We start from the raw sequence: 19435 nt of genomic DNA on the forward strand, positions 1-19435 counted from the left end.
GGACCCCGTCCGGACGCCCCGCCGACCGGCACACGGTCGGCGGGGCGTCGTCGTGCAGGGGCCCGCGGGGCTCAGCCGATCTGCAGCACCGTGCAGCGCCAGTGGCCGTCCATGCCCTCCAGTCGAGCCGCCACGGCGTGCGCGCGGCCGCCCCGGTGCGTGACGGCGCTGACCTCCGCGACCCCGTCCACGGGCTCGCAGACGCGCACCCGGCCGATCACCACCGGCGCGTTGCCCTCGGCGCACCACCGCGGGCGGCGGCCGGCCGACAGCGCCGCGTAGACGCCGGGCGAGGCCAGGGGCCGAACCTGGGCGAGTGGTCGCCGTCCGGCCAGCGCCTCCAGCGCCGTGGTCACCAGCCGCCGGGCCGCCGCGCCGACCGGCGGGAGTTCGTCCCGCCCCGTCAGGACGGGTCCGAACTCGTCGCGCGCGGCGGCGGGGGCCGCGACGCTCGGCCGGGGGCCCGGGCGTGGGACGGGCCGGGGGAGCGGCCGTCCCGGGTGCACCAGCCGCAGAGCCGGCAAGGGGTCGGCCGGCGGCTGCGGTGTGGGGATGACGGTCAGGCGCAGGGCCGGGCGTGCGGTGGGAGGGGCGGGGCGGGACGGCGCGGTCATCGGGGCTCCCGGGAGTGGCGGTCGGTGGCGGACGGGCGGGTCACGGCATGGCGGGCGGGCGCAGCACCTGGCCGGGCAGCAGCAGGTCGGGGTCGGGGCCGATCACCTCCGCGTTGGCGCGCCACCAGGCCGTCACGGCGGTGGCCACCTCGGCGGTGGCGGGCGCGCGCCCCGCGGTGCGCGCCAGGTGGTCCTCGGCGATGCGCCAGAGGCAGTCGCCGCGCACGACGACGTGCTCGTCGGCGGAGGGGGCCGGCGGCCAGTCGGGCGGCGCATCGGCCCGCGCACCGTCGTCCGGCGTCGGCGCGGCAGGCGGTGCCGGGGCCGGCCAGTCGGGGACGGCGCTCCCCGCTCCCGGACCGGGCCGGGCCGGGACCTCCTCCGCCGCGGCCGCGGCCGGCAGCCCGGGTGCGGCGGTCACCAGCAGCGGTGGGGCGATGCCCAGGCCGACGCCCAGGGCGAGGGAGGCGGCCCGGCGTGCGGATCGGGGGAGCAGCCCGCGGAGTGCGCCGTCGGCGAGGGCTCCGGCCGCGCCGGGCAGGGCCGAGCACGCGGTGAGCGCGAGGCCGAGCGCGCCCCAGCCCCACACCGCCCAGGCGAGCAGCCCCACCAGGTGGAGGACGAGGACGTCGGCGCCCGTCGTGTCGGCCGTGCGCTGCGCGGCGCCGAGCGCGGCGAGGGAGGCAGGGACGGCGGGGGTCAGCAGCCCCAGCAGGACGGCGATCGCGGCCATGCCGAGGCCCGTGCCGAGCAGTCGTCGCGCCGACATCCGCGCCTCCTCCGTGTTGACGTTGCGTCACTAAAACAATCAAACGCAAGCAAATGCGAGTATCCGCACGATCTAGGCTGTCGGCGGAGGTGGGAGATGCGGTGGCAACAGCTGTTCGCCGACCTGCAGGCGCAGTTCGAGGCGGCGGAGGAGGCGGAGGAGCGGGCCGAGTGGGCGTCGCGTGCCCGCGCGGAGATCGGCGCCGTCCGGCTGGCCGACCGCATCGGGGGCGCGCTCGGCGCGGAGCTCGTGGTGACCTGCCGCGGCGCGGGACGGGTCCGGGGGGTGCTCGCCGACCGGGGGAGCGACTGGCTGCTGCTCACCGACGAGCGGGCACGCGACCAGCTCGTGGCGGTCGCCGCGGTGCGGGCCGTCGACGGGCTGGGCCGGTGGACCGCGCCGGCGGAGGAGGCGGGCTCGGTGCGGGTGCGGCTGGACCTGCGGCGGGCGCTGCGCGGGCTAGCGCGGGACCGGAGCGCCGTCCAGCTCGTGCTGGACGACGGCACGCAGCTGACCGGGACGATCGACCGGGTGGGCGCCGACTACCTGGAGGTGGCCGAGCACCCGGCGGACCAGCCGCGTCGCCCGCACGCGGTGCGGCGGGTGTCGGCCGTGGTCGTGGACGCGGTGGCCGTGGTGCGCACCCTGGTGCCGGGCTGGGACTGAGGCGTCAGGCCCGCTGGTCGGCAGCCTCCTCCGCGCCGGCACCCGGAGCCGGCTCGGCGGGCACCGTGCCCGCGCGGGCCTCGGCGTACTTCTGCTGGATGAACCGCTCCAGCTCGTCCACCTCGACGCGCCACTGGCCGCGGCCGCCGATCTGGATGGCGATCAGCTCCTTGCGGCGCACCAGCGCATAGGCCTGCGACCACGAGACGTTGAGGATCTCGGCGACGTCGTCGAGGGTCAGGAAGCGAGGTGTGGGCATCGGCGTCTCCATCCGGTCGTCGTCCAGTCTGTCAGCCGTGCCGGTGGTCCGTGGCGGCCGTCCACACCCGAACGTGTGGACGGCGGATGCACGAGTACGCACGCGTGCCGCATCATCGGCACCCCATTGCCGCCATCGGCCCGTACCCGCGGGTCGACGCGCCCGACCGGGCCGGTGGCCTGCCGGCAGAGAGAAGGTCGTGTGACCGCCGTGCGCACCCCGGGCGCCGTCCCCGACGCCCCCGAGCTGCCGGCGGGGCCCACCCCGCGGCGCGTCCGGGCACCGGGGTGGCTGGACCTCCGGCTGGTGCTGGGGGTGCTGCTCGTCCTCGCCTCGGTCCTGCTCGGCGCGCGGGTGGTCAGCGCCGCGGACGCCACCGTGCCGGTCTGGAGCGCCGCCGACGACCTCGCGGCCGGGACGGTGCTGACCGCGGACGACCTCGTGGTGGTCGACGTCCGGCTCGACGACGCCGCGGACCGGTACCTGGCGGGCAGCACCCGTCCGGACGGCAGCACCCTCGCCCGCGGGGTCCGGGCCGGGGAGCTCCTGCCCCGCTCGGCCCTCGAGGAGCCGTCGGACCTGGTGCAGCTGGCGCTCCCGGTCCAGGCTGGCTACGTGCCGCCGGGTCTGCGCCGGGGGCAGCTGGTCGACGTGTACGCCGTCGCCGACCCGGCGGCCGGGGCCACCGGGCCGGCCGTCGGCAGCGTGGACCTTGTCGTCGGCGCTGCGCCGGTGCAGGCGCTGTCGGGCAGCTCCTCGGGCGTGCTCTCCACGCCGACCACCACGGTGCAGGTCGTGGTGAGCGTCGCGGCCGACGACGCCGCAGACGTGCTGGCGGCCATCGCCGGGCGCCCGCTCGTGGTCGTCGCCCACCCGGCCGGGGCGACCGCGGTGCAGCGGACCGGCCCCCCGGCGCCGTCGAGCGCGGCGCGCGCCACGCCCGCACCGTCGTCCGCGCCCGGCCCTGCTCCGGGGCCGGCCGCGGCCACCGAGGGAGCGCCCGCACCGGCGGGACCGACCGGCTGATGGCACTGCAGGTCTTCACCGCCGTGACCGGGGCCGGCTGGGAGTCCGAGCTCGTCGGCGCCCTCGACCGCGACGACCACGGGGTGACCGTCGTCCGGCGCTGCGTCGACATCTCCGACCTGCTGGCCGCCGCCGCCACCGGCACCGGTCAGGCGGCCCTGCTGTCGGCGGAGCTGCGTCGCCTCGACGGCGACACGGTGGCCCGGTTGCACGCGGCCGGCGTCGCGGTCGTCGGGCTGGTGGAGCCCGGCGACGACGCCGCGGCGCAGCGGCTGCGCCGGCTCGGGGTCGCCCAGGTGCTGCCGGCCGATGCAGATCCGGAGCTGATCGCCCGGGCGCTGCGGGAGGCGGTCACGGGCGTACCGGCGTCCGGCCACGACGTCGCCGACCTGCGCGCGGCGCTCCCCGGGCCCGGTGCCCCCGTCGAGCCGGCGCGGCCGCCGGGAGAACGGGGCCGGGTGGTGGCGGTCTGGGGACCGACAGGGGCCCCCGGCCGGACGACGGTCGCGGTCGGCGTGGCCGACGAGTCCGCTCGGCTGGACGTGCCCACCCTGCTCGTGGACGCCGACGTCCACGGCGGGGTGGTGGCGCAGGTCCTCGGGCTTCTCGACGAGTCGCCCGGGCTCGCCGGCGCGGCCCGGCAGGCCGGCCTCGGATCACTGGACGGCGCGGCGCTGGCCGCGCTGGCGTGGGCGGTCCGCCCCCACCTGCGCGTGCTCACCGGCCTGGCCCGCGCCGACCGCTGGCCGGAGCTCCGGCCGGCCGCGGTCACCGCGGTCCTCGAGCAGGCGCGCCTCCTCGCGCGGCTGACCGTCGTCGACTGCGCCTTCGCCGTGGAGGACGACGAGGAGCTCTCCTTCGACACCGCGGCGCCGCGCCGGAACGGCGCCACGCTGGCCGTCCTGGAGCACGCGGACACGGTGCTGTGCGTGACCGGGGCCGACCCCGTCGCCCTCCAGCGGTGCGTGCGGGCGCTGGAGCAGCTGCGCGACGTGCTGCCCGACGTCGAGCCGCTGCTGGTCGTGAACCAGCTGCGCCGCGGACCGGTCCCGGGTGAGCCGCGCCGGGAGATCGGGGAAGCCCTGGAGCGCTTCACCGGCCGGCGGCCCCGGTTCTTCCTCCCGGCCGACCGGCGCGCGACCGATGCGGCGCTCGCGGCCGGCCGCACCCTGGCCGAGGCGGCGGCGGGCTCGGCGCTGCGCACGGAGCTGCGCGCCCTGGCCGCCCAGCTCGCGGGGGTCCCCGTCCCCGTGGCCGGCCGACGCGGGGCGGTGCGCGGTCGGCGGGCGGGCTGAGCGCCGGGCTGTCCGGAACCGCGTCGCCGTCGTAGCGTGAGGGCCCCGTCGGGAGGAGCACGATGGTCGAGCGGTTGGGCACCCTGGAGGCCTCGTTCCTCTACCTGGAGGAGCCGGGCGTCCCCATGCACGTCGGCGGGGTGCTGATCCTCGAGACGCCTCCCGGTGGCCTCGACGCGCTCGCCGCGCTGGTCGAGGCGCGGCTGTCGCTGGTGCCGCGGTACCGGCAGCGGGTCGCCGAGGTGCCGGGGCACCTGGCCAACCCCGTGTGGGTCGACGACCCCGACTTCGACATCACCTACCACCTGCGCCGGTCGGGGCTGCCGCGGCCGGGCACGGAGCAGCAGCTGCTCGACCTGGTGTCCCGGCTGATGTCCCGCCCGCTGGACCGGCGGCGCCCGCTGTGGGAGGCGTACCTCGTCGAGGGCCTCGGTGGAAACCGGATGGCGGTGGTGACCAAGACGCACCCCGCGCTCGTGGACGGGCTCAGCGCCGTCGACATCGGGCAGGTCCTGCTCGACGTCTCGCCGGACGCGCCGGCACCGGAAGCGGCGGAGTGGCGACCCCGCCGGCCGCCCTCAGGCGTCGAGCTCGTGTGGTCGGCCCTCGAGGACTACCGGCAGCGCCCGTCGTCGCTGGTCGGGCTGGCGCGCTCCGCGGCGACCGACGCGCGCGCCACCGCCGTGCGGATCGGCGGGGTGACCGGCGGCCTGCTCCGCACGGCCCGCTCGGCGATCCTCCCGGCGCCGCACAGTCCGCTCAACGCCCCGATCGGGCGACAACGTCGGGTCGCGGTGGCGTGCGCCGACCTCGACGACCTGAAGCGGGTGCGGAAGGCGCACGGCGGCACGGTGAACGACGTGCTGTTGACCGTCGTCGCCGGCGCCCTCCGGGAGTGGCTGCTCTCGCGCGGTGAGCCGCTCGTCGGCGGCACCTCGGTGCGGGCCCTGGTGCCGGTGTCGGTGCAGGACGAGGACGGCTCCGCGGGCAACCAGGTCACCTCCCACCTGGTGGACCTGCCGGTGGGGGAGCCCAACCCGAGGGTCCGGCTCGCCCGGCTCACCTACGCCATGCGCGGGCTCACCCAGCACGGGCAGTCGGTCGGGGCGGACAGCCTGATCGCGCTCAGCGGGTTCGCCCCGTCGACGCTGCACGCGCTGGGCGCCCGGGCGGCCCGGGGGCTCTCCCGGCGGCTGTTCAACCTCGTGGTGACCAACGTGCCGGGCCCCCAGGTGCCGCTGTACGCCGCCGGTGGCCGGGTGCTGGAGGTGTTCCCGGTGGTGCCGCTGGCCCGCGGGCAGGGGCTGTCGATCGGCATGACCTCCTACGACGGCACGGTGTTCTTCGGCCTCAACGCCGACCGGGACAGCATGGGTGACGTCGACGTGCTCGCCGACCTCATCGAGCAGGAGGTCGCCGGGCTGGTCGAGACCTCGTCCTGACCCGCCGTCCGGCGGCGGCTACGGTCGTCCTTCCACCGACGAAGGGGGTCAGCCGGGTGCGCGTGTACCTGCCGGCGACGACGAACGTGCTCCGCACCCTGGTCGAGGAGGGGCACCTGCCCGCTCCGCAGACCGTCTTCGCGGTCACCCCGCAGCTGCGCGAGTTCTACGCGCTCAGCGACGCGGAGGCCGACACCGAGGAGCTGGAGTACGCCGCGCTCCTGGCCGCGGCGCGGGCGAGCCTGCGGCTGCTCGACCTCGACCCCCTGGCCGCCCGCCGCCGGGTCGTGCTCGCCGCCGACGTGCCCGACGACGCGGTGACCCCGATGGACGACCCGCACGTGGAGCGCGGCGCGGCCCGGCTGGCCCACGAGGTGCGGCTGCCCGAGGTCGTGAGCGCGCACATCGACGACGCCGAGGCCGAGGAGGACGTCCGCCGGGCGGTGGGCGTGGTCCTGGAGGCCGACCTCGGCAGCGAGGACGCGCAGTTCGTCGTCGACCAGGCCGAGGGGCACGAGCTCGGCTGGTACGCCAGGCAGGAGCTCGGACCGGTCCTGGAACTGCTCTGACGCCCGGGGCCCGGGCGCCGGCGGGTGCCGGCCCGTGCCGCGTCCGTAGGATCACCAGCCGTCTGTCAGCGTCGACGTCGGGAGCCAGCGAGATGCAGTTCGGTCGGTACTACGAGGAGTTCGAGGTCGGGGCCGTCTACAAGCACTGGCCCGGGAAGACCGTCACCGAGTACGACGACCACCTGTTCTGCCTGCTGACGATGAACCACCACCCGCTGCACATGGACGTGAACTACGCGGAGAAGACCACCGACTTCGGCAAGAACGTCGTCGTCGGGAACTACATCTACTCGCTGCTGCTCGGCATGAGCGTGCCCGACGTCTCGGGCAAGGCGATCGCCAACCTGGAGATCGAGTCGCTGCGGCACGTCGCCCCGACCTTCCACGGCGACACGATCTACGGCGAGACGACGGTGCTGGACAAGACGCCGTCGAAGTCGAAGGACGACCGCGGCGTGGTGTACGTGGAGACCATCGGCTACAAGCAGGACGGCACCGTCGTCTGCATCTTCCGGCGCAAGGTCATGGTGCCCAAGCGCTCGTACGGGGAGGCCCGCGGCGGCGAGCAGCCCGGCCGCCCGGAGCCCACCCCCCGCGGCTGACGACGGCGGGGCGTGCGGTCGGGTCAGCCCGGCAGCACGCCCCACTCCTGCAGGGTCTCCACGAGTCGCGGCGTGCACCGCAGGGCGGCGATCGTCGCCGCGTCCGCGAAGACGACGTCGAGCGCGTCGTCCCCGGCGACCGGCTGCGCCCCGGGCTCCAGCAGGGCGCACGCGAGGTCGACGACGTCGTAGACGACCGCACCGCCGTCGATGCGGATCCGGCCCACCTCCGCCCCCGCGCGGACCCGCAGCCCGGTCTCCTCGCGGACCTCCCGCTCGACGGCCTGGCCGACGGTCTCGCCCGGCTCGACCCGGCCACCGGGGAGCGACCACAGGCCCCGCCCCGGCTCGTTGCCCCGGCGCACCAGCAGCAGGCGGCGCTCCGCGTCGTGCACGACGGCGCCGACGCACGGCACCGCGGGAGGCTCGGCGGCGGTCACACCCGGGAGGCTACGCACGCCGGCCGCGGCCCCGCACCGCTGCGCTTGACGATCGGGGCCGCTCCCGCGACCGTGTTCCCCGATGAGTGCGTCACCGGTCTGCCCGCGCTGCGGTGAGCCAGTGGCCGTCCGCCCCGGATCCGAGGCGCACGCCTGGTGCCACCGGCACGGCGCGGTCACGCCGCTGCACCACACCGCCCTGGTCGCCCACGACGCGATCGCCGCCGTCACCGCCGACGCGCGGGTGCCGGCGTGGGTGCCGGACCCGGTGCCCCCGGGCTGGGCGGTGACCGGGCTGGCCTGGGGTGGTGAGCCGGGCGCCCGGGCGATCGTCGTCGACTGTGCCGGACCGGCCCCGCTCGGGGGCGCCGCCGAGCTCGTGCTGGTGGCCGAGGAACCCGGTACCGGCGTCGGCTGCGGCTACGCCGGTCTCCCGGGGCTCGACCCGGGGGACGTGATCTCCGGGCCGAGCTCGGTCGACGTCGAGGCCGCCGGCCAGCACGCCCCGCTGTGGGCGGTGCCGACGAGCCAGGACCGTGCGGCGTTCGTGGGGGAGGCCTACGGGGTCTGGCTGTGGCTGGTGATGTGGCCGATGAGCGCCGCCTGGCTGCTGGTCGAGGAGCTGCGGCTGCTCGACCTGCGGGAACGGATCTACCCCGACCTGCCGCTGGGGCCGGTGGGGGAGCACCTGCTGCCCGGCCGCTGATCCCCGGTCGCGGAACCGACCGGGCCGCTCGTGACCGGCGCGTCGGTGCGGTGCGCCGTGGGGCCTGTGTTACTCATGGGACGAACGCGTCCGCCGCACCCGGCGGACCCTCCTGCCGGCCCGGACGCCCGGGCTGCCTCGTCCCACACCACGGAGGTGGCGGTGAACCTCAAGAAGGTCCTCACCTGGGTGGTCGTCGCCTTCGTGCTCTTCTACGTGATCCAGGCGCCGGAGTCCTCGGCGGAGATCGTCCGCAGCGCCGGCGAGGCGCTCGGCGAGGCGGCGTCGTCGCTCGCGCAGTTCGTCGGCTCCCTGGTCTGAGCCGGTGGCCGATCCTGTCGGGCTCCCGACCAGGGCCGCCAAGGACGTCCGGAAGTACCTGCTCGACGACGAGGACGCGGTGGTGGTCACCCGCCGGCACTGGGCGGTGCTCGTCGTCCCCACCCTCAAGTTCCTGCCGGTCCTGTTCGTCGGCGGCTGGCTGCTCGTGCTGGACCCGGAGAACCGGGTCACCAGCACCGTCGGGATGCTCGTGGTCCTGGTCGCGTTGGCCACCTACGCGATGCGGGTCGGTGAGTGGTGGATGCGGCACTTCATCGTCAGCCGGCGGCGGGTGCTGCTGACCTCGGGCGTGATCGTCCGGACCGTCACGCTGCTGCCGCTGCGCCGGATCACCGACCTGACGTGGAAGGAGACCTTCTTCGGCCAGCTGCTGGGCTACGGCACCTTCCGGTTCGAGTCCGCCGGGCAGCAGCAGGGGCTGTCGGAGATCACCTTCCTGCCGCGCGCCGGCGACCTCTACCGCGAGGTCAGCGGCCTGCTGTTCGGCAGCGACTGGGGCAGCGCCGGCGCCGGGGACGACGAGGGCAACCCCGAGTCGCCGGCACCGGCCGGGCCGGTCGCCACCGGCGGACGGCGGGACACCGAACCCATCCCGCCGCTCCCGCCGCGAGAGCCGTGACCGGCCGCTCCCCGGGTGGTGCACGCCCGCGTGCGGCAGGCTGACCGGTGATGCGGATCGACCTGCACACCCACTCCTCGGTGTCCGACGGGACCGACGACCCCGCCGCGCTGCTGGCCGCCGCGCGGGCCGCGGGCCTCGACGTCGTGGCGCTCACCGACCACGACACGACGGCCGGCTGGGCTGCGGCGGTGGAGGGCCGTCCGGCCGGGCTGACCGTCGTCCCCGGCATGGAGATGTCCTGCCGCTGGTTCCCCTCCGACCAGCCGCCGATCAGCGTGCACCTGCTCGGCTACCTGTTCGACCCGCTGCACCCGGTGTTCGCGGCGGAGCGGGCCCGGCTGCGGGACGAGCGCCTCGGTCGCGCCGAGCGGATCGTGGCGGCGCTGGCCGCCGACGGGTACCCGGTGGTCTGGGCGGAGATCGTCGCGCACGCCGGCGGCGGGGTGATCGGCCGGCCGCACGTGGCGCAGGCGCTGATCCGTGCCGGCGTCGTCGGCACCGTCGCGGAGGCGTTCGCCGGGCTGCTGCACCACCGCAGCCCGTACTACGTCAGCAAGGCCGACACCGACGTCCGCGAGGGGATCGCCCTCGTGCGGGCGGCCGGCGGCGTGCCGGTGTTCGCCCACGGGCTGGCCACCGCGCGCGGCCGGGTGGTCGGGGACGACGCGATCGCCGCCATGGCCGCAGCCGGGCTGCTCGGCCTGGAGGTCGACCACCCCGACCACACCGCCGAGCAGCGCGCCCACCTGCGCGGGCTGGCCGCCGAGCTCGACCTGATCGCCACCGGCTCCAGCGACCACCACGGCACCAACAAGGCGACGCCGCTCGGCGCGTGCACGACGGACCCGGCGCAGTTCGAGCGGCTGCTGGCGGCGGGCACCGGCACCGCGCCGTGGCGCGACTGATCCGGAAGCGTCGCCCCCCGCGGCTACCGTGACCGGTATGCGCAACCCCACGGACGGCGGGCAGGGCGTCCTGCCCGGCATGCCCCGGCGGCTGCTGCGCGCGAGCCCGAAGTCGCTTGCCGACTTCTCCGACTGTCCACGGCGCTACCGGTTCGCCAACGTGGACCGGCCGAGCCCGCCGCGCGGCCCGCGGTTCGCCCACCACACCGTCGGCACGGCGCTGCACCAGGTGCTCTCCTCGTGGTGGGACCTGCCTGTCGAGCGCCGCACGCCCGGGGCCGCGCGGCAGCTGCTCGTCGCGGCCTGGAGCCCCGCGGGGTTCCGCGACGACGAGCAGTCCGACCGCTGGCGGGCCCGGGCGGCCGGCTGGCTCACCGACTACCTCGCCGGCGTCGACCCGACCGAGGAGCCCCGCGCCCGGGAGCGGACCGTCAGCACGATGACCGAGCGGATGACGCTCTCGGGCCGGGTGGACCGCATCGACGAACGCGGCGAGGAGCTCGTCGTCGTCGACTACAAGACCGGCCGTGCACCGAGCACCGATGACGAGGCGCGCGGCTCCCAGGCGCTGGCGCTCTACGTCCTCGCCGTCCGCCGCACGCTCCGCCGGCCGTGCACCCGGGTCGAGCTGCACCACGTGCCCTCCGGCACGGTGGCCGCCTTCGAGCACACCGAGCGGTCGCTGGCCAACCACGCCCGGCGGGCCGAGGACGTCGCCATCGACATCCAGGCGGCGAGCGAGGCGGTGGCCGCCGGGCAGGACCCCGACGCCGCCTTCCCGGCGGTCCCGGGCAAGCAGTGCGGGTGGTGCGACTTCCGGCCCAGCTGCCCGGCGGGGCAGGCCGCCGGCCCGGCCCGGGAGCCGTGGAGCTTCCTCCCCGAGGACGACGCGGCCACCTGATGGAACGGCCACGCTGCAGGGTCCCGCCCCGAGCTCGCAAGGGGTGGGGGGCAGCGTGGTCCTCTCTCAGGCGGCCAGCGCCACGGGCGCGCGGACGAGCCCGGCGCGCACGATCGGTGACCGGTACGCCCGATCGGGCAGCGCCAGGAACGCGGCCCGGAACGCCCGGAGCCCGGCGGTCGCCGCGGCGTCGGTCAGCGCCAGCCCCGGCAGGGAGTACATCCTCCGGGCCCAGGCGGGCAGCAGCGCGAAGCAGAGCGCCGCCAGGGTGCCCCACACCGGCCTCGCCGGCGTCAGCACCTGCAGCCACCCGGGCATCGGCGGCAGGAAGAGGTCCCGGACACCCTTCACGGCCGCCGGGGTGGCCGCCAGCGAGGGCCGCATGCCCTCGAAGTACGCGTCGAGCTCGGCCACCGACCTCGGCACCGTCGCCAGCGGCACCCCCACGAGGTGCGCGAAGGTCACCTGCTCGTCCACGTAGCGGTCGGCCTCGTCGTCCGTCAGCGCCACCCCCGCCCGGCGGGCCGTCGTCAGGATCGACGCGACGGCGCAGGCGTGCACCCACAGGAGCAGGTCCGGGTCGTCGACCCGGTAGGCGCGGCCGGTCGTCTCCTCGACGCCGGAGAGCTTCCGGTGGTAGCCCCGCACCCGGGCGGCCATCCGGCGCGCCTCGGTCCGCCGCCCGAAGACGACCGTCTCCATGTACTGGCCGGTGCGGGTCATGCGCATCCACCAGTCGTCCTTGAAGCCGGCGGAGTTGCGCGCAACGCCGTCCATGGCCACCGGGTGCAGGGCCTGGAGCATCAGCGCCCCCATCGCGCCGACGTGGTACGCGGGGTCGCCGTGGATCCGCCAGGTCACGCTCCCCGGGCCGAAGAAGCCCAGCCGGTCCTCCTCCTCGGTCCAGTCGTCGGGCGAGGGCAGCGGTGCCAGCCGGCTCACGACCGCTCCTCGGCGCTCGACCAGAAGTCGCAGAGCACCTCGAGGGTGCGCGGCGGGTTCTCGACGGCGGGGGAGTGGATCGCGTTGTCGATCACCTCGTGCCGGGCGCCCAGCCGGCGGGCCATGTCGGCCTGCACGTGCGGCAGCCAGGCGTCGTCGGCCTCCCCGTGCGCCACCAGGACCGGCACACCGGCCTCCTTCAGCTCGGCCACCCGGTCGGGTTCGGCCAGCATGGCGTCGGCCATGCCCCGCAGCCCGGCGGCGGAGTTGCGCAGGAAGCGGCGCGAGTAGAACTCCCGGGTCGGCGCCGGTACGGCCTGCGCCTTGGGATCGGTCATCGCCAGCTGCTCCAGCGTCTCGTGGACCAGCGGCACGCCCCCGGCGTCCAGCAGGGGGCCCAGGTGGTCCAGCAGCTCGGCGCGGCGTCCGGTGAGCTGGGAGGGCCCCGACCCGAGCAGCGTGAAGGTGGTGAACAGGCCCGGTTCGGCGAGGACCGCGGCCCGGGTGACCAGCCCTCCGAAGCTGTGCCCCACCAGGTGGAGGGGCGCACCGGACTCCTCCCGCAGCACCTGCGCCACCGCGACGACGTCGGCGCCGAGGGCCGCCACCGAGTACTGGGCCGGGTCGTCGGGGCCCGGTGACTCGTACTGCCCCCGCTGGTCCAGCGCGACCACCCGGTACCCGGTGGCGGCGAGCGGGCTCAGCAGCGGGGCGAAGTCCTCCTTGCTGCCCGTGTAGCCGGCCACCATCAGCGCGGTGCCGCGGGCGGCGCTTCCCCCGGTGTCCAGGGCGGCGAGCGGCCCGGCGCCGCCGGGAAAGGTGCGCGCGACCGCGTCGTGCCGCGCGAGCTGGCGGAGGTCGTCGGGCGCGATGGCGAGGGACACGGGTCGGGCATCGGGGCCGCCGGGCAGGACCATGGCCCCCAGTGAACCCCGAACGCAGCGGGCGCGCCGGGGCGGGGCGGCCTCAGCGGTAGACGCGGACCTCGCCGGGCAGCGCGAGGACGACCGCAGGGCCGACGACGGTGGCCACCGCACCCTCGGGCAGGTCGCTCGCTCCCGACCGGCCCAGCTCGTCGCCGGTGCCGGGGTCGAGGTGGACGATCCCGTCGGACGTCGGGACGGGCAGCGTCGTGGTGCCGTCCGCGGTCGCCTCCCCGGGTACACCGGTGGCGGGAGCCGTCCACAACGGTCGGGCGGACTCCGGGTCGAGCGCGGTGAGCGTGCCCCCGGCGGAGACCAGCACCGCGGTCTCGGTGGCCGACGCCCGCACCGCGGACCCGGGGCCGGCGGCCAGGGTGGTGAGCAGCGAGCCGTCGGCGGCGGAGAGCAGCTGCACCTCGTCGCCCAGGCGCACCGTGACGAGCTGGTCCGCGCCCACCAGCTCGGTGGTCCCACCGTCGGATCCCGGCAGGTCGCGGGTCCAGTGCGGGTCGCCGTCGAACCCGTCCAGCAGCTCGAGCTGCGCGGTGTCGGAGCCGGCGCACTGCTGCAGCACCGCCACGCCTGCGTCGCCGGCCGCGGACCGCAGCAACCGGCAGCCCTCCGGAGGGGCGTACCGCCAGCGGATGCCGCCGGCGGTGGGGTCGAGCGTGACGATCCCGGTGGGGCTGCGGGCCAGCACGATGCGGTCGGTGGAGGAGAGGGTCGCGTCCGCGCGGAAGTCGACGTTCCGGATCCATGCGCGGACGCCGGTGCCGGCGTCCAGGGCGACCGCCTCGTCGCACCGGTCCTCGGTCCGGAAGACCGCCACCGCGACGCCGTCGGTCGCCGTGAGCCCGCAGAGCCGGGCGTTGGCCCGCGTGTAGTGCCAGGCCTCCTCGCCGGTCGCCGGGTCCAGCCCGCGCACCCCGTGCGGCGAGCCGACCAGCACGCGCCCCTCCTCGACGACGTCCCCGGGCACGGGGTCGCCCTCGGTGGACCACGCCTCGGCGACGGTGTCGGCCGGCGCCCCCGCAGGGGGATCGGCCGCGGGCGCGGTGCTGCTCGACGTGGCGGCCGCGTCCGAGCCCCGCCACAGCAGCGCGGCGACGACGACCAGTGCGACCGTGGCCGCCGTCCAGACCCACACCCGCAGCGGCGGCGCGCCGACGGTGGTGGACCGGCCACCCGCCAGGGGTCCGCGCCGAGCGTGCGAGGCGTGGGCCCCCGGGAGGTGCTCCGTCATCAGCCCTCGGAGCCGGCGCCCGAACTCTCCGCGCCGGCGCCACCCGCGCCCGAGCCGCCGCGTCCGGCACCGCCACGCCGGCGCCGGCGGCGCGGCCTGGCGCTCCCACCCTCGGCGGAGGCCGCCGGGGTCGTTCCGGCCGGTGCGGCGCCCTCTGCCGCCGGGCCGTCGGCAGCGGCCGCCGTCTCCCCGCTGCGGCGGGTCCGCCGCCGCGGACGGCTCTTGCCGCCGCCCGCGGACTGCTCGTCGCCGGGCTCCTGGCGCTGCGCCGGGCCGCGCGAGTCGCCGCGACCCGCGGGGCGGTTCCGCTTGCCGGTCTCGCCGAGGTCCTCGAGCACCTCCGCGTCCAGCCCCTCACGGGTCCGCTGCGAGCGCGGCAGCCGGCCCTTGGCGCCCTCGGGGACGTCGAGGTCGGTGTAGACCCACGGGGAGGTCGAGTAGGTCTCCGGTGGGTCGGCGAAGTCCAGGTCCAGCGCCTTGTTGATCAGCTGCCACCGGGGGATGTCGTCCCAGTCGACCAGGGTGACCGCGACACCGGTCGACCCCGCGCGGCCGGTGCGGCCGATGCGGTGCACGTAGGTCTTCTCGTCCTCCGGGCACTGGTAGTTCACGACGTGGCTGACGCCGGTGACGTCGATGCCGCGGGCGGCGACGTCCGTGGCCACCAGCACGTCCACCTTGCCGCTGCGGAAGGCCCGCAGCGCCTGCTCCCGGGCGCCCTGACCCAGATCGCCGTGCACGGCCGCGGCGGCGAAGCCGCGGTCGACGAGCTCGTCGGCGACCTTCTGCGCGGTGCGCTTGGTGCGGCAGAAGACCATGACCAGGCCGCGGTCGCGGGCCTGCAGCACGCGGGAGAGCAGCTCGGGCTTGTCCAGGTTGTGCGCCCGGTAGATGAACTGGGTGGTCTGCGGAACCGTCGAGCCCTCGTCGTTGCCGTGAGCGCGGATGTGCGTCGGCTGCGTCATGAAGGTCCGCGACAGGGTCACGATCGGGCCGGGCATCGTGGCCGAGAAGAGCATCGTCTGCCGCTTCTCCGGAACCATCGCGAGGATCCGCTCGATGTCGGGCAGGAAGCCGAGGTCGAGCATCTCGTCGGCCTCGTCGAGGACGAGCGCCTTGACCTTGCCCAGGATCAGGTCGCCCCGCTGGGCCAGGTCGAGCAGTCGCCCCGGCGTGCCGACGACGACCTCGACACCCTTGCGGAGCGACTCGATCTGCGGCTCGAAGGCGCGGCCGCCGTAGATCGCCTCCACGCGGATGCCGCGCTTGGCGCCGGCGGCGCCCAGGTCGCGGGCGACCTGCACGCACAGCTCGCGAGTGGGGACGACGACCAGTGCCTGCGGCACCCCGTCACCGCCCTCGGCCGGCGGGACGACGCGCTGCAGGAGCGGGACGCCGAAGCCCAGGGTCTTGCCGGTGCCGGTGCGCGCCTGGCCGATGAGGTCGTTGCCGGCGAGCGCCAGCGGGAGGGTGAGCTCCTGGATGGCGAAGGTGCGGTGGATGCCCACGTCGGCCAGTGCGGCGACGATGTCGGGGTGCACGTCGAAGTCGCTGAACAGCGGGCTGTCGGCGGCGACGGGGGCGCCGCCGAGCTCCTCGACGGTCTGCGCGAGCTCCTCGGGAGCGGGCGCGCCGGTCTCGGCGTGCTCCAGCTCGGGGGCGGTGGTCTCGGTGGAGGTCTTCTCGGTGGAGGTCAAACTCTCGCCTCTGGTCTGCTGGGGACCGGCTGCGGCAGCGGTGTCGCCGCCTCGCGCCCGTCCCGGGTCGGTTGTCGCGGGATCGGTTCCTGCGCCGACGCGGCCAGCGGAACCGGACCTCGCCACGGCCCGGGAGACAGCCCGGGGGGCGTCGTCCAGCGATCGTCAGCGCACAGATGTTCGAGCGCGCCCGGAGGCTCGCCGATTCCCATGCTAGCGCGAGCACCGGTTAGCCTCTCGGCGCCGCGCTGCCCGGTGTCGGGTGCGTCACCCCTCCGGGGCACGCGGCGCCACCGCTGCCGAGCCCAGGAGTTGCCGTGCCACCGGTCCAGAACACGGCGGTCGCCGACCTGCTGGGGGTGCTCGCCTACGCCGAGCTGACCGCGTTCGACCGGCTGGCCGAGGATGCCCGGATGGCGCCGTCGCTCACCGGCCGGGCTGCGCTCGCCCGGATGGCCGCCGCCGAGATCGCGCACCACTTCCGGCTCACCGCGCGGCTGGAGGAGCTGGGCGTCGACCCCGCGACGGCGATGGCGCCGTTCGTCTCGGCGCTGGACACCTTCCACGAGAGCACCCGGCCCAGCACGTGGCTCGAGGGGCTGGTGAAGGCCTACGTCGGCGACGGGCTGGCCGCCGACTTCTACCGCGAGATCGCCGGCTTCCTGCCCGAGCCCGACCGGGGGCTGGTGCTCGACGTGCTCGCCGACACCGGCTACGCGGACTTCGCCGTCCGCGAGGTGCGCGCGGCGATCGCCGCCGACCGCGCGGTCGCCGGCCGGCTGGCGCTGTGGGGCCGCCGCCTGGTGGGGGAGGCCATGACCCGGTCGCAGGCGGTGATCGCCGAGCACGACCCGCTCGCCGAGCTGATCGTCTCCGGCACCGGCGACCTGTCGGGGATCGGCCGGCTCATCGAGCGCATCACCAGCGCGCACACGGCCCGGATGAAGACCCTCGGCCTGAACCCCTGAGGCGATGACATCGTCGGCCTCCGGCCGACACCGCGGCCACGTGCCGTCCCCCTGGTGCGCCGAGCGCGTCCGTCGGGCCTGCGCGGGACCCTCCGGGCCCCACTCGGCACGACCATGCAGAAGGGGGCGGCTCCGCCGCAGCGGAGACGCCCCCTTCGCTCAGGTGCTGCTCGTGGCCGGCTGCGGTCAGCTGCCGGTGCCGGCGATGAAGCCCACGCGGCGCTGGTCGGCCTGCGCGATCTCCACGTAGGCGATCCGGTCGACGGGGACCAGGACCTGGCGCCCCCGCTCGTCGACCAGGGTGAGCAGGCCGTCCTTCGTCGAGCCCGACATGGCCTTGGCCACCTCGGCCGCGATCTCATCAGGGGTCTTGGGGCTGTCGATGACCAGCTCCCGGGGCGAGTGCTGGACGCCGATCTTGACTTCCACGTGGGCGATGCCTCCTCGGTTCGCGCGACTGAGGCCAACGCTAGTCCAGCCGTCGTCGCGGGCACCGTCCGAACCCGTGCGCCGTCAGCGAACGCCGCCGCTCAGCCCTGGGCCGGCTCGCCGTCGACGCGGGGGAAGCCGGAGATGCCCCGCCAGGCCAGCGCGGACATCAGCGAGACCGCCTCGTCGCGGGAGACGGTGCCCTTCCGCGGTAGCCACCAGCGGGCGCTGCTCTCGGCCAGCCCCGACAGCCCCGAGGCCAGCAGCAGCGCACGCTCCGGGTCGGCTCCGGTGTCGGCGGCGATGACGCCCGCGATGGCCTCGACGCACACCGCCGTACCGCGGTCGACGACGGCGCGGACGTCGTCGTCGTTGCGCAGGTCGGACTCGAAGACCAGGCGGAAGGCCTCGCCGTCGGCGTCGATGAAGTCGAAGTAGGCGCCGACGGCGGCGTCGACCCGGGCCCGGTTGTCGGCGGTGCGGCCCATCGCCTCGCCCACGCGGTCGGCCAGCTCGGAGACGTGCTCCTCCAGCAGCGCCAGGTAGAGCTCCCGCTTGCCCGGGAAGTGCTGGTAGAGCACCGGCTTGCTGACTCCGGCCCGGACGGCGATGTCGTCCATGGCCGCCGCGTGGAAGCCGTGGGCGACGAAGACCTCCTGGGCCGCGCGCAGCAGCTGGAGACGGCGCGCGCCGCGCGGCAGTCGGGACGTGCGCCGGTTGGCCGCGGCGGGGCGTGAGGGCTGCATGGCGAGGGGGATGGTACCGGCGGGCTGCCGGAGTGATCGACAGACGGCACTCAGCGTTACCGTCGCCGGTGATGTCCGAGGCCCCGCTCTCCACCACCCCGCTACCGGCGCTGGAGGTCGCGGTGCCGCCGTGGCCGGGCGAGGAGGTGCCGGTACGCGGCGGGGCGGTGTTCGTGCGGCGCACGCCGTGGCGGGGTCCCGTCGGGGACGGGCCGCCGGCGGGCGCGCCCCGGGAGCGGGCGCTGTACGTCCACGGTCTGGGCGGCGCCTCCACGAACTGGACCGACCTCGCGGCCCTGCTCGCGGTGCGGTTCGACGGCTGGGCGGTGGACCTGCCCGGGTTCGGCCGGTCACGGCCCCCGGCGCGCGGGCGGTACTCCATCCGCAGCCACGTGCGCGCCGTCGTCGACGTCCTCGAGCACGTCGCGGCCCAGCCGGGCGCGGGCGCCGGGGATCCGGTGCACCTGGTGGGCAACTCCCTCGGCGGCCTGGTGAGCCTGCTCGTCGCCGCGCTGCGCCCCGACCTCGTGGCGACGCTGACGCTGGTCTCCCCGGCCATGCCCGTCTACCGGGTGCCGCCGGCGTTCGGCCGGGCGCTGCTGCTCCTGCTCGTCCCCGGCGTGCCGACCCTCGCGGAGCGCCGGCTGGCCGCCGTCTCCCCGGAGGAGAGCGTCCGGTCGATGGTGCGGATGTGCTTCGGGAACCCGCATGCCGTGCCGCCCGAGCGCGTGGAGCAGGCGGTCCAGGAGATGCACGAACGGGCCCAGCAGCCCTGGGCGGACCGGGCCCTGGCCCGGAGCATGCGCGGGCTGATCACCTCCTACCTGAGGCTCGGCCCGGCCAACGCCTGGCGGACGGCCCGGGGGCTGCGGATGCCGGTCCTGGTGATCTGGGGCGGGCGCGACCGGCTGGTCGATCCCGCCCTCGCGCCGCGCCTGGCCGCGACCGTGCCGGACGGTCGGCTCCTGCTCCTCGACGACGTCGGGCACGTGGCCATGCTGGAGGCCGCGGAGCCGACGGCGCGGGCGGTGCTCGGGATGGTGGAGGGCCGAACCACGGGGCCGGGCGTGGCGGCCCCGCCGGCTGTCGCCGACGCGCCACGCAGCGTGAGACGCTGAACGCACCGGGGGACGGAGCGAGCGAGCGGGGAGGCGACCGGTGGGAGGACGTCTGACCGACGGCCGACCCGTGGCCCGTCCCGGCCCGCCCCCCGCCCGCGGTCGGCCGCGGCCGCCCGCCGGCCCCCGGGGTCGGCTGCGCCGGGGCGTGCGGCGCCACGGCTGGCGGGCCTACTCGATCCCCTACCTCCCTCACCCCACGTTCACCGAC

Annotated in this window: 23 protein-coding genes; 13 read left to right on the forward strand and 10 right to left on the reverse strand. The window is 76.3% G+C overall.

Annotation, left to right across the window (positions count from 1 at the left end; translation table 11 throughout):
- Positions 1–71 precede the first annotated feature (71 nt).
- Both ACI799_RS18240 and ACI799_RS18245 read right to left on the reverse strand, forming a co-directional pair.
- Positions 72–614 (reverse strand): Rv3235 family protein, encoded by a 543-nt coding sequence (locus ACI799_RS18240; protein ID WP_456613634.1) that lies wholly within the window; start codon positions 612–614, stop codon positions 72–74.
- 40 nt (positions 615–654) lie between these two features.
- On the reverse strand, positions 655–1383 hold the full coding sequence (locus tag ACI799_RS18245) for a LysM peptidoglycan-binding domain-containing protein (RefSeq protein ID WP_456613635.1): 729 nt from the start codon (positions 1381–1383) through the stop codon (positions 655–657).
- Positions 1384–1479: 96 nt separating this feature from the next.
- Between ACI799_RS18245 and ACI799_RS18250 the strand changes: the two genes are divergently transcribed.
- Positions 1480–2049: a hypothetical protein gene (locus tag ACI799_RS18250; RefSeq protein ID WP_456613636.1), complete on the forward strand. Its 570-nt coding sequence runs from the start codon at positions 1480–1482 to the stop codon at positions 2047–2049.
- 4 nt (positions 2050–2053) lie between these two features.
- Here ACI799_RS18250 and ACI799_RS18255 read toward each other — a convergent pair whose 3' ends face one another.
- The gene (locus tag ACI799_RS18255; RefSeq protein WP_456599927.1) at positions 2054–2308 is read right to left on the reverse strand and encodes a helix-turn-helix domain-containing protein; all 255 of its coding nucleotides are present in this window, start codon (positions 2306–2308) and stop codon (positions 2054–2056) included.
- 201 nt (positions 2309–2509) lie between these two features.
- Here ACI799_RS18255 and ACI799_RS18260 point away from each other — a divergent pair, with 201 nt between their 5' ends.
- The 5 genes from ACI799_RS18260 (at position 2510) to ACI799_RS18280 (ending at position 7242) form a co-directional block, all read left to right on the forward strand.
- Positions 2510–3334, forward strand: a complete 825-nt coding sequence (locus ACI799_RS18260) for an SAF domain-containing protein (RefSeq protein ID WP_456613637.1) — start codon at positions 2510–2512, stop codon at positions 3332–3334.
- Positions 3334–4629 carry an AAA family ATPase gene (locus ACI799_RS18265; protein ID WP_456589916.1) on the forward strand — a complete coding sequence of 432 codons (1296 nt, stop codon included), beginning with the start codon at positions 3334–3336 and terminating at the stop codon, positions 4627–4629. Before ACI799_RS18260 ends, ACI799_RS18265 begins: the two co-directional genes overlap by 1 nt.
- 62 nt (positions 4630–4691) lie before the next feature.
- Positions 4692–6071, forward strand: coding sequence for a WS/DGAT/MGAT family O-acyltransferase (locus ACI799_RS18270; RefSeq protein WP_456613638.1), 1380 nt, complete (start codon positions 4692–4694; stop codon positions 6069–6071).
- Between the two features lie 56 nt (positions 6072–6127).
- Entirely contained in the window at positions 6128–6640 is a 513-nt protein-coding gene (locus tag ACI799_RS18275) for a DUF6912 family protein (protein WP_456589914.1), read from the forward strand.
- A gap of 92 nt (positions 6641–6732) precedes the next feature.
- Positions 6733–7242: a MaoC family dehydratase gene (locus ACI799_RS18280; protein ID WP_113798727.1), complete on the forward strand. Its 510-nt coding sequence runs from the start codon at positions 6733–6735 to the stop codon at positions 7240–7242.
- Between the two features lie 23 nt (positions 7243–7265).
- Here ACI799_RS18280 and ACI799_RS18285 read toward each other — a convergent pair whose 3' ends face one another.
- A complete protein-coding gene (locus ACI799_RS18285; RefSeq protein WP_456589913.1) occupies positions 7266–7682 on the reverse strand; it encodes an NUDIX hydrolase in 417 nt (138 codons plus the stop codon).
- A gap of 82 nt (positions 7683–7764) precedes the next feature.
- Between ACI799_RS18285 and ACI799_RS18290 the strand changes: the two genes are divergently transcribed.
- The 5 genes from ACI799_RS18290 to ACI799_RS18310 all read left to right on the forward strand — a co-directional run bounded on the left by ACI799_RS18290 (position 7765) and on the right by ACI799_RS18310 (position 11158).
- A complete protein-coding gene (locus ACI799_RS18290; protein WP_456589912.1) occupies positions 7765–8388 on the forward strand; it encodes a DUF6758 family protein in 624 nt (207 codons plus the stop codon).
- A gap of 162 nt (positions 8389–8550) precedes the next feature.
- Complete coding sequence (locus ACI799_RS18295; protein ID WP_456589911.1) at positions 8551–8709, forward strand: hypothetical protein; 159 nt, start codon at positions 8551–8553, stop codon at positions 8707–8709.
- 4 nt (positions 8710–8713) lie between these two features.
- Positions 8714–9349 (forward strand): PH domain-containing protein, encoded by a 636-nt coding sequence (locus tag ACI799_RS18300; RefSeq protein ID WP_456599924.1) that lies wholly within the window; start codon positions 8714–8716, stop codon positions 9347–9349.
- A 50-nt stretch (positions 9350–9399) separates the two neighbouring features.
- Positions 9400–10257, forward strand: coding sequence for a PHP domain-containing protein (locus ACI799_RS18305; protein ID WP_456589909.1), 858 nt, complete (start codon positions 9400–9402; stop codon positions 10255–10257).
- Between the two features lie 37 nt (positions 10258–10294).
- Positions 10295–11158, forward strand: coding sequence for a RecB family exonuclease (locus tag ACI799_RS18310; protein ID WP_456589908.1), 864 nt, complete (start codon positions 10295–10297; stop codon positions 11156–11158).
- Positions 11159–11224: 66 nt separating this feature from the next.
- Here the strand turns inward: ACI799_RS18310 and ACI799_RS18315 are convergent, their stop codons facing one another.
- Genes ACI799_RS18315 through ACI799_RS18330 form a run of 4 tightly spaced genes read right to left on the reverse strand, consistent with a single transcriptional unit; the run spans position 11225 to position 15963 of the window.
- On the reverse strand, positions 11225–12100 hold the full coding sequence (locus ACI799_RS18315) for an oxygenase MpaB family protein (protein WP_456613639.1): 876 nt from the start codon (positions 12098–12100) through the stop codon (positions 11225–11227).
- Complete coding sequence (locus ACI799_RS18320; protein WP_456613640.1) at positions 12097–13017, reverse strand: alpha/beta fold hydrolase; 921 nt, start codon at positions 13015–13017, stop codon at positions 12097–12099. Before ACI799_RS18320 ends, ACI799_RS18315 begins: the two co-directional genes overlap by 4 nt.
- A 49-nt stretch (positions 13018–13066) precedes the next feature.
- Positions 13067–14266, reverse strand: a complete 1200-nt coding sequence (locus ACI799_RS18325; protein ID WP_456613641.1) for an outer membrane protein assembly factor BamB family protein — start codon at positions 14264–14266, stop codon at positions 13067–13069.
- Entirely contained in the window at positions 14266–15963 is a 1698-nt protein-coding gene (locus tag ACI799_RS18330; protein ID WP_456589904.1) for a DEAD/DEAH box helicase, read from the reverse strand. The genes ACI799_RS18325 and ACI799_RS18330 overlap by 1 nt, the downstream gene beginning before the upstream one ends.
- A gap of 317 nt (positions 15964–16280) precedes the next feature.
- Between ACI799_RS18330 and ACI799_RS18335 the strand changes: the two genes are divergently transcribed.
- The gene (locus ACI799_RS18335) at positions 16281–16931 is read left to right on the forward strand and encodes a ferritin-like fold-containing protein (RefSeq protein ID WP_456589903.1); all 651 of its coding nucleotides are present in this window, start codon (positions 16281–16283) and stop codon (positions 16929–16931) included.
- Between the two features lie 186 nt (positions 16932–17117).
- On the opposite strand, the gene ACI799_RS18340 is transcribed toward ACI799_RS18335, so the two are convergent.
- Both ACI799_RS18340 and ACI799_RS18345 read right to left on the reverse strand, forming a co-directional pair.
- Positions 17118–17360, reverse strand: a complete 243-nt coding sequence (locus tag ACI799_RS18340) for a DUF3107 domain-containing protein (RefSeq protein ID WP_346619940.1) — start codon at positions 17358–17360, stop codon at positions 17118–17120.
- Positions 17361–17461: 101 nt separating this feature from the next.
- Complete coding sequence (locus tag ACI799_RS18345) at positions 17462–18106, reverse strand: TetR/AcrR family transcriptional regulator (RefSeq protein WP_456589902.1); 645 nt, start codon at positions 18104–18106, stop codon at positions 17462–17464.
- Positions 18107–18177: 71 nt separating this feature from the next.
- On the opposite strand from ACI799_RS18345, the gene ACI799_RS18350 reads away from it, so the two are divergent.
- Positions 18178–19224 carry an alpha/beta fold hydrolase gene (locus tag ACI799_RS18350; RefSeq protein WP_456589901.1) on the forward strand — a complete coding sequence of 349 codons (1047 nt, stop codon included), beginning with the start codon at positions 18178–18180 and terminating at the stop codon, positions 19222–19224.
- Positions 19225–19435 lie beyond the last annotated feature (211 nt).

This window comes from Blastococcus sp. SYSU DS0753, from assembly GCF_054051175.1.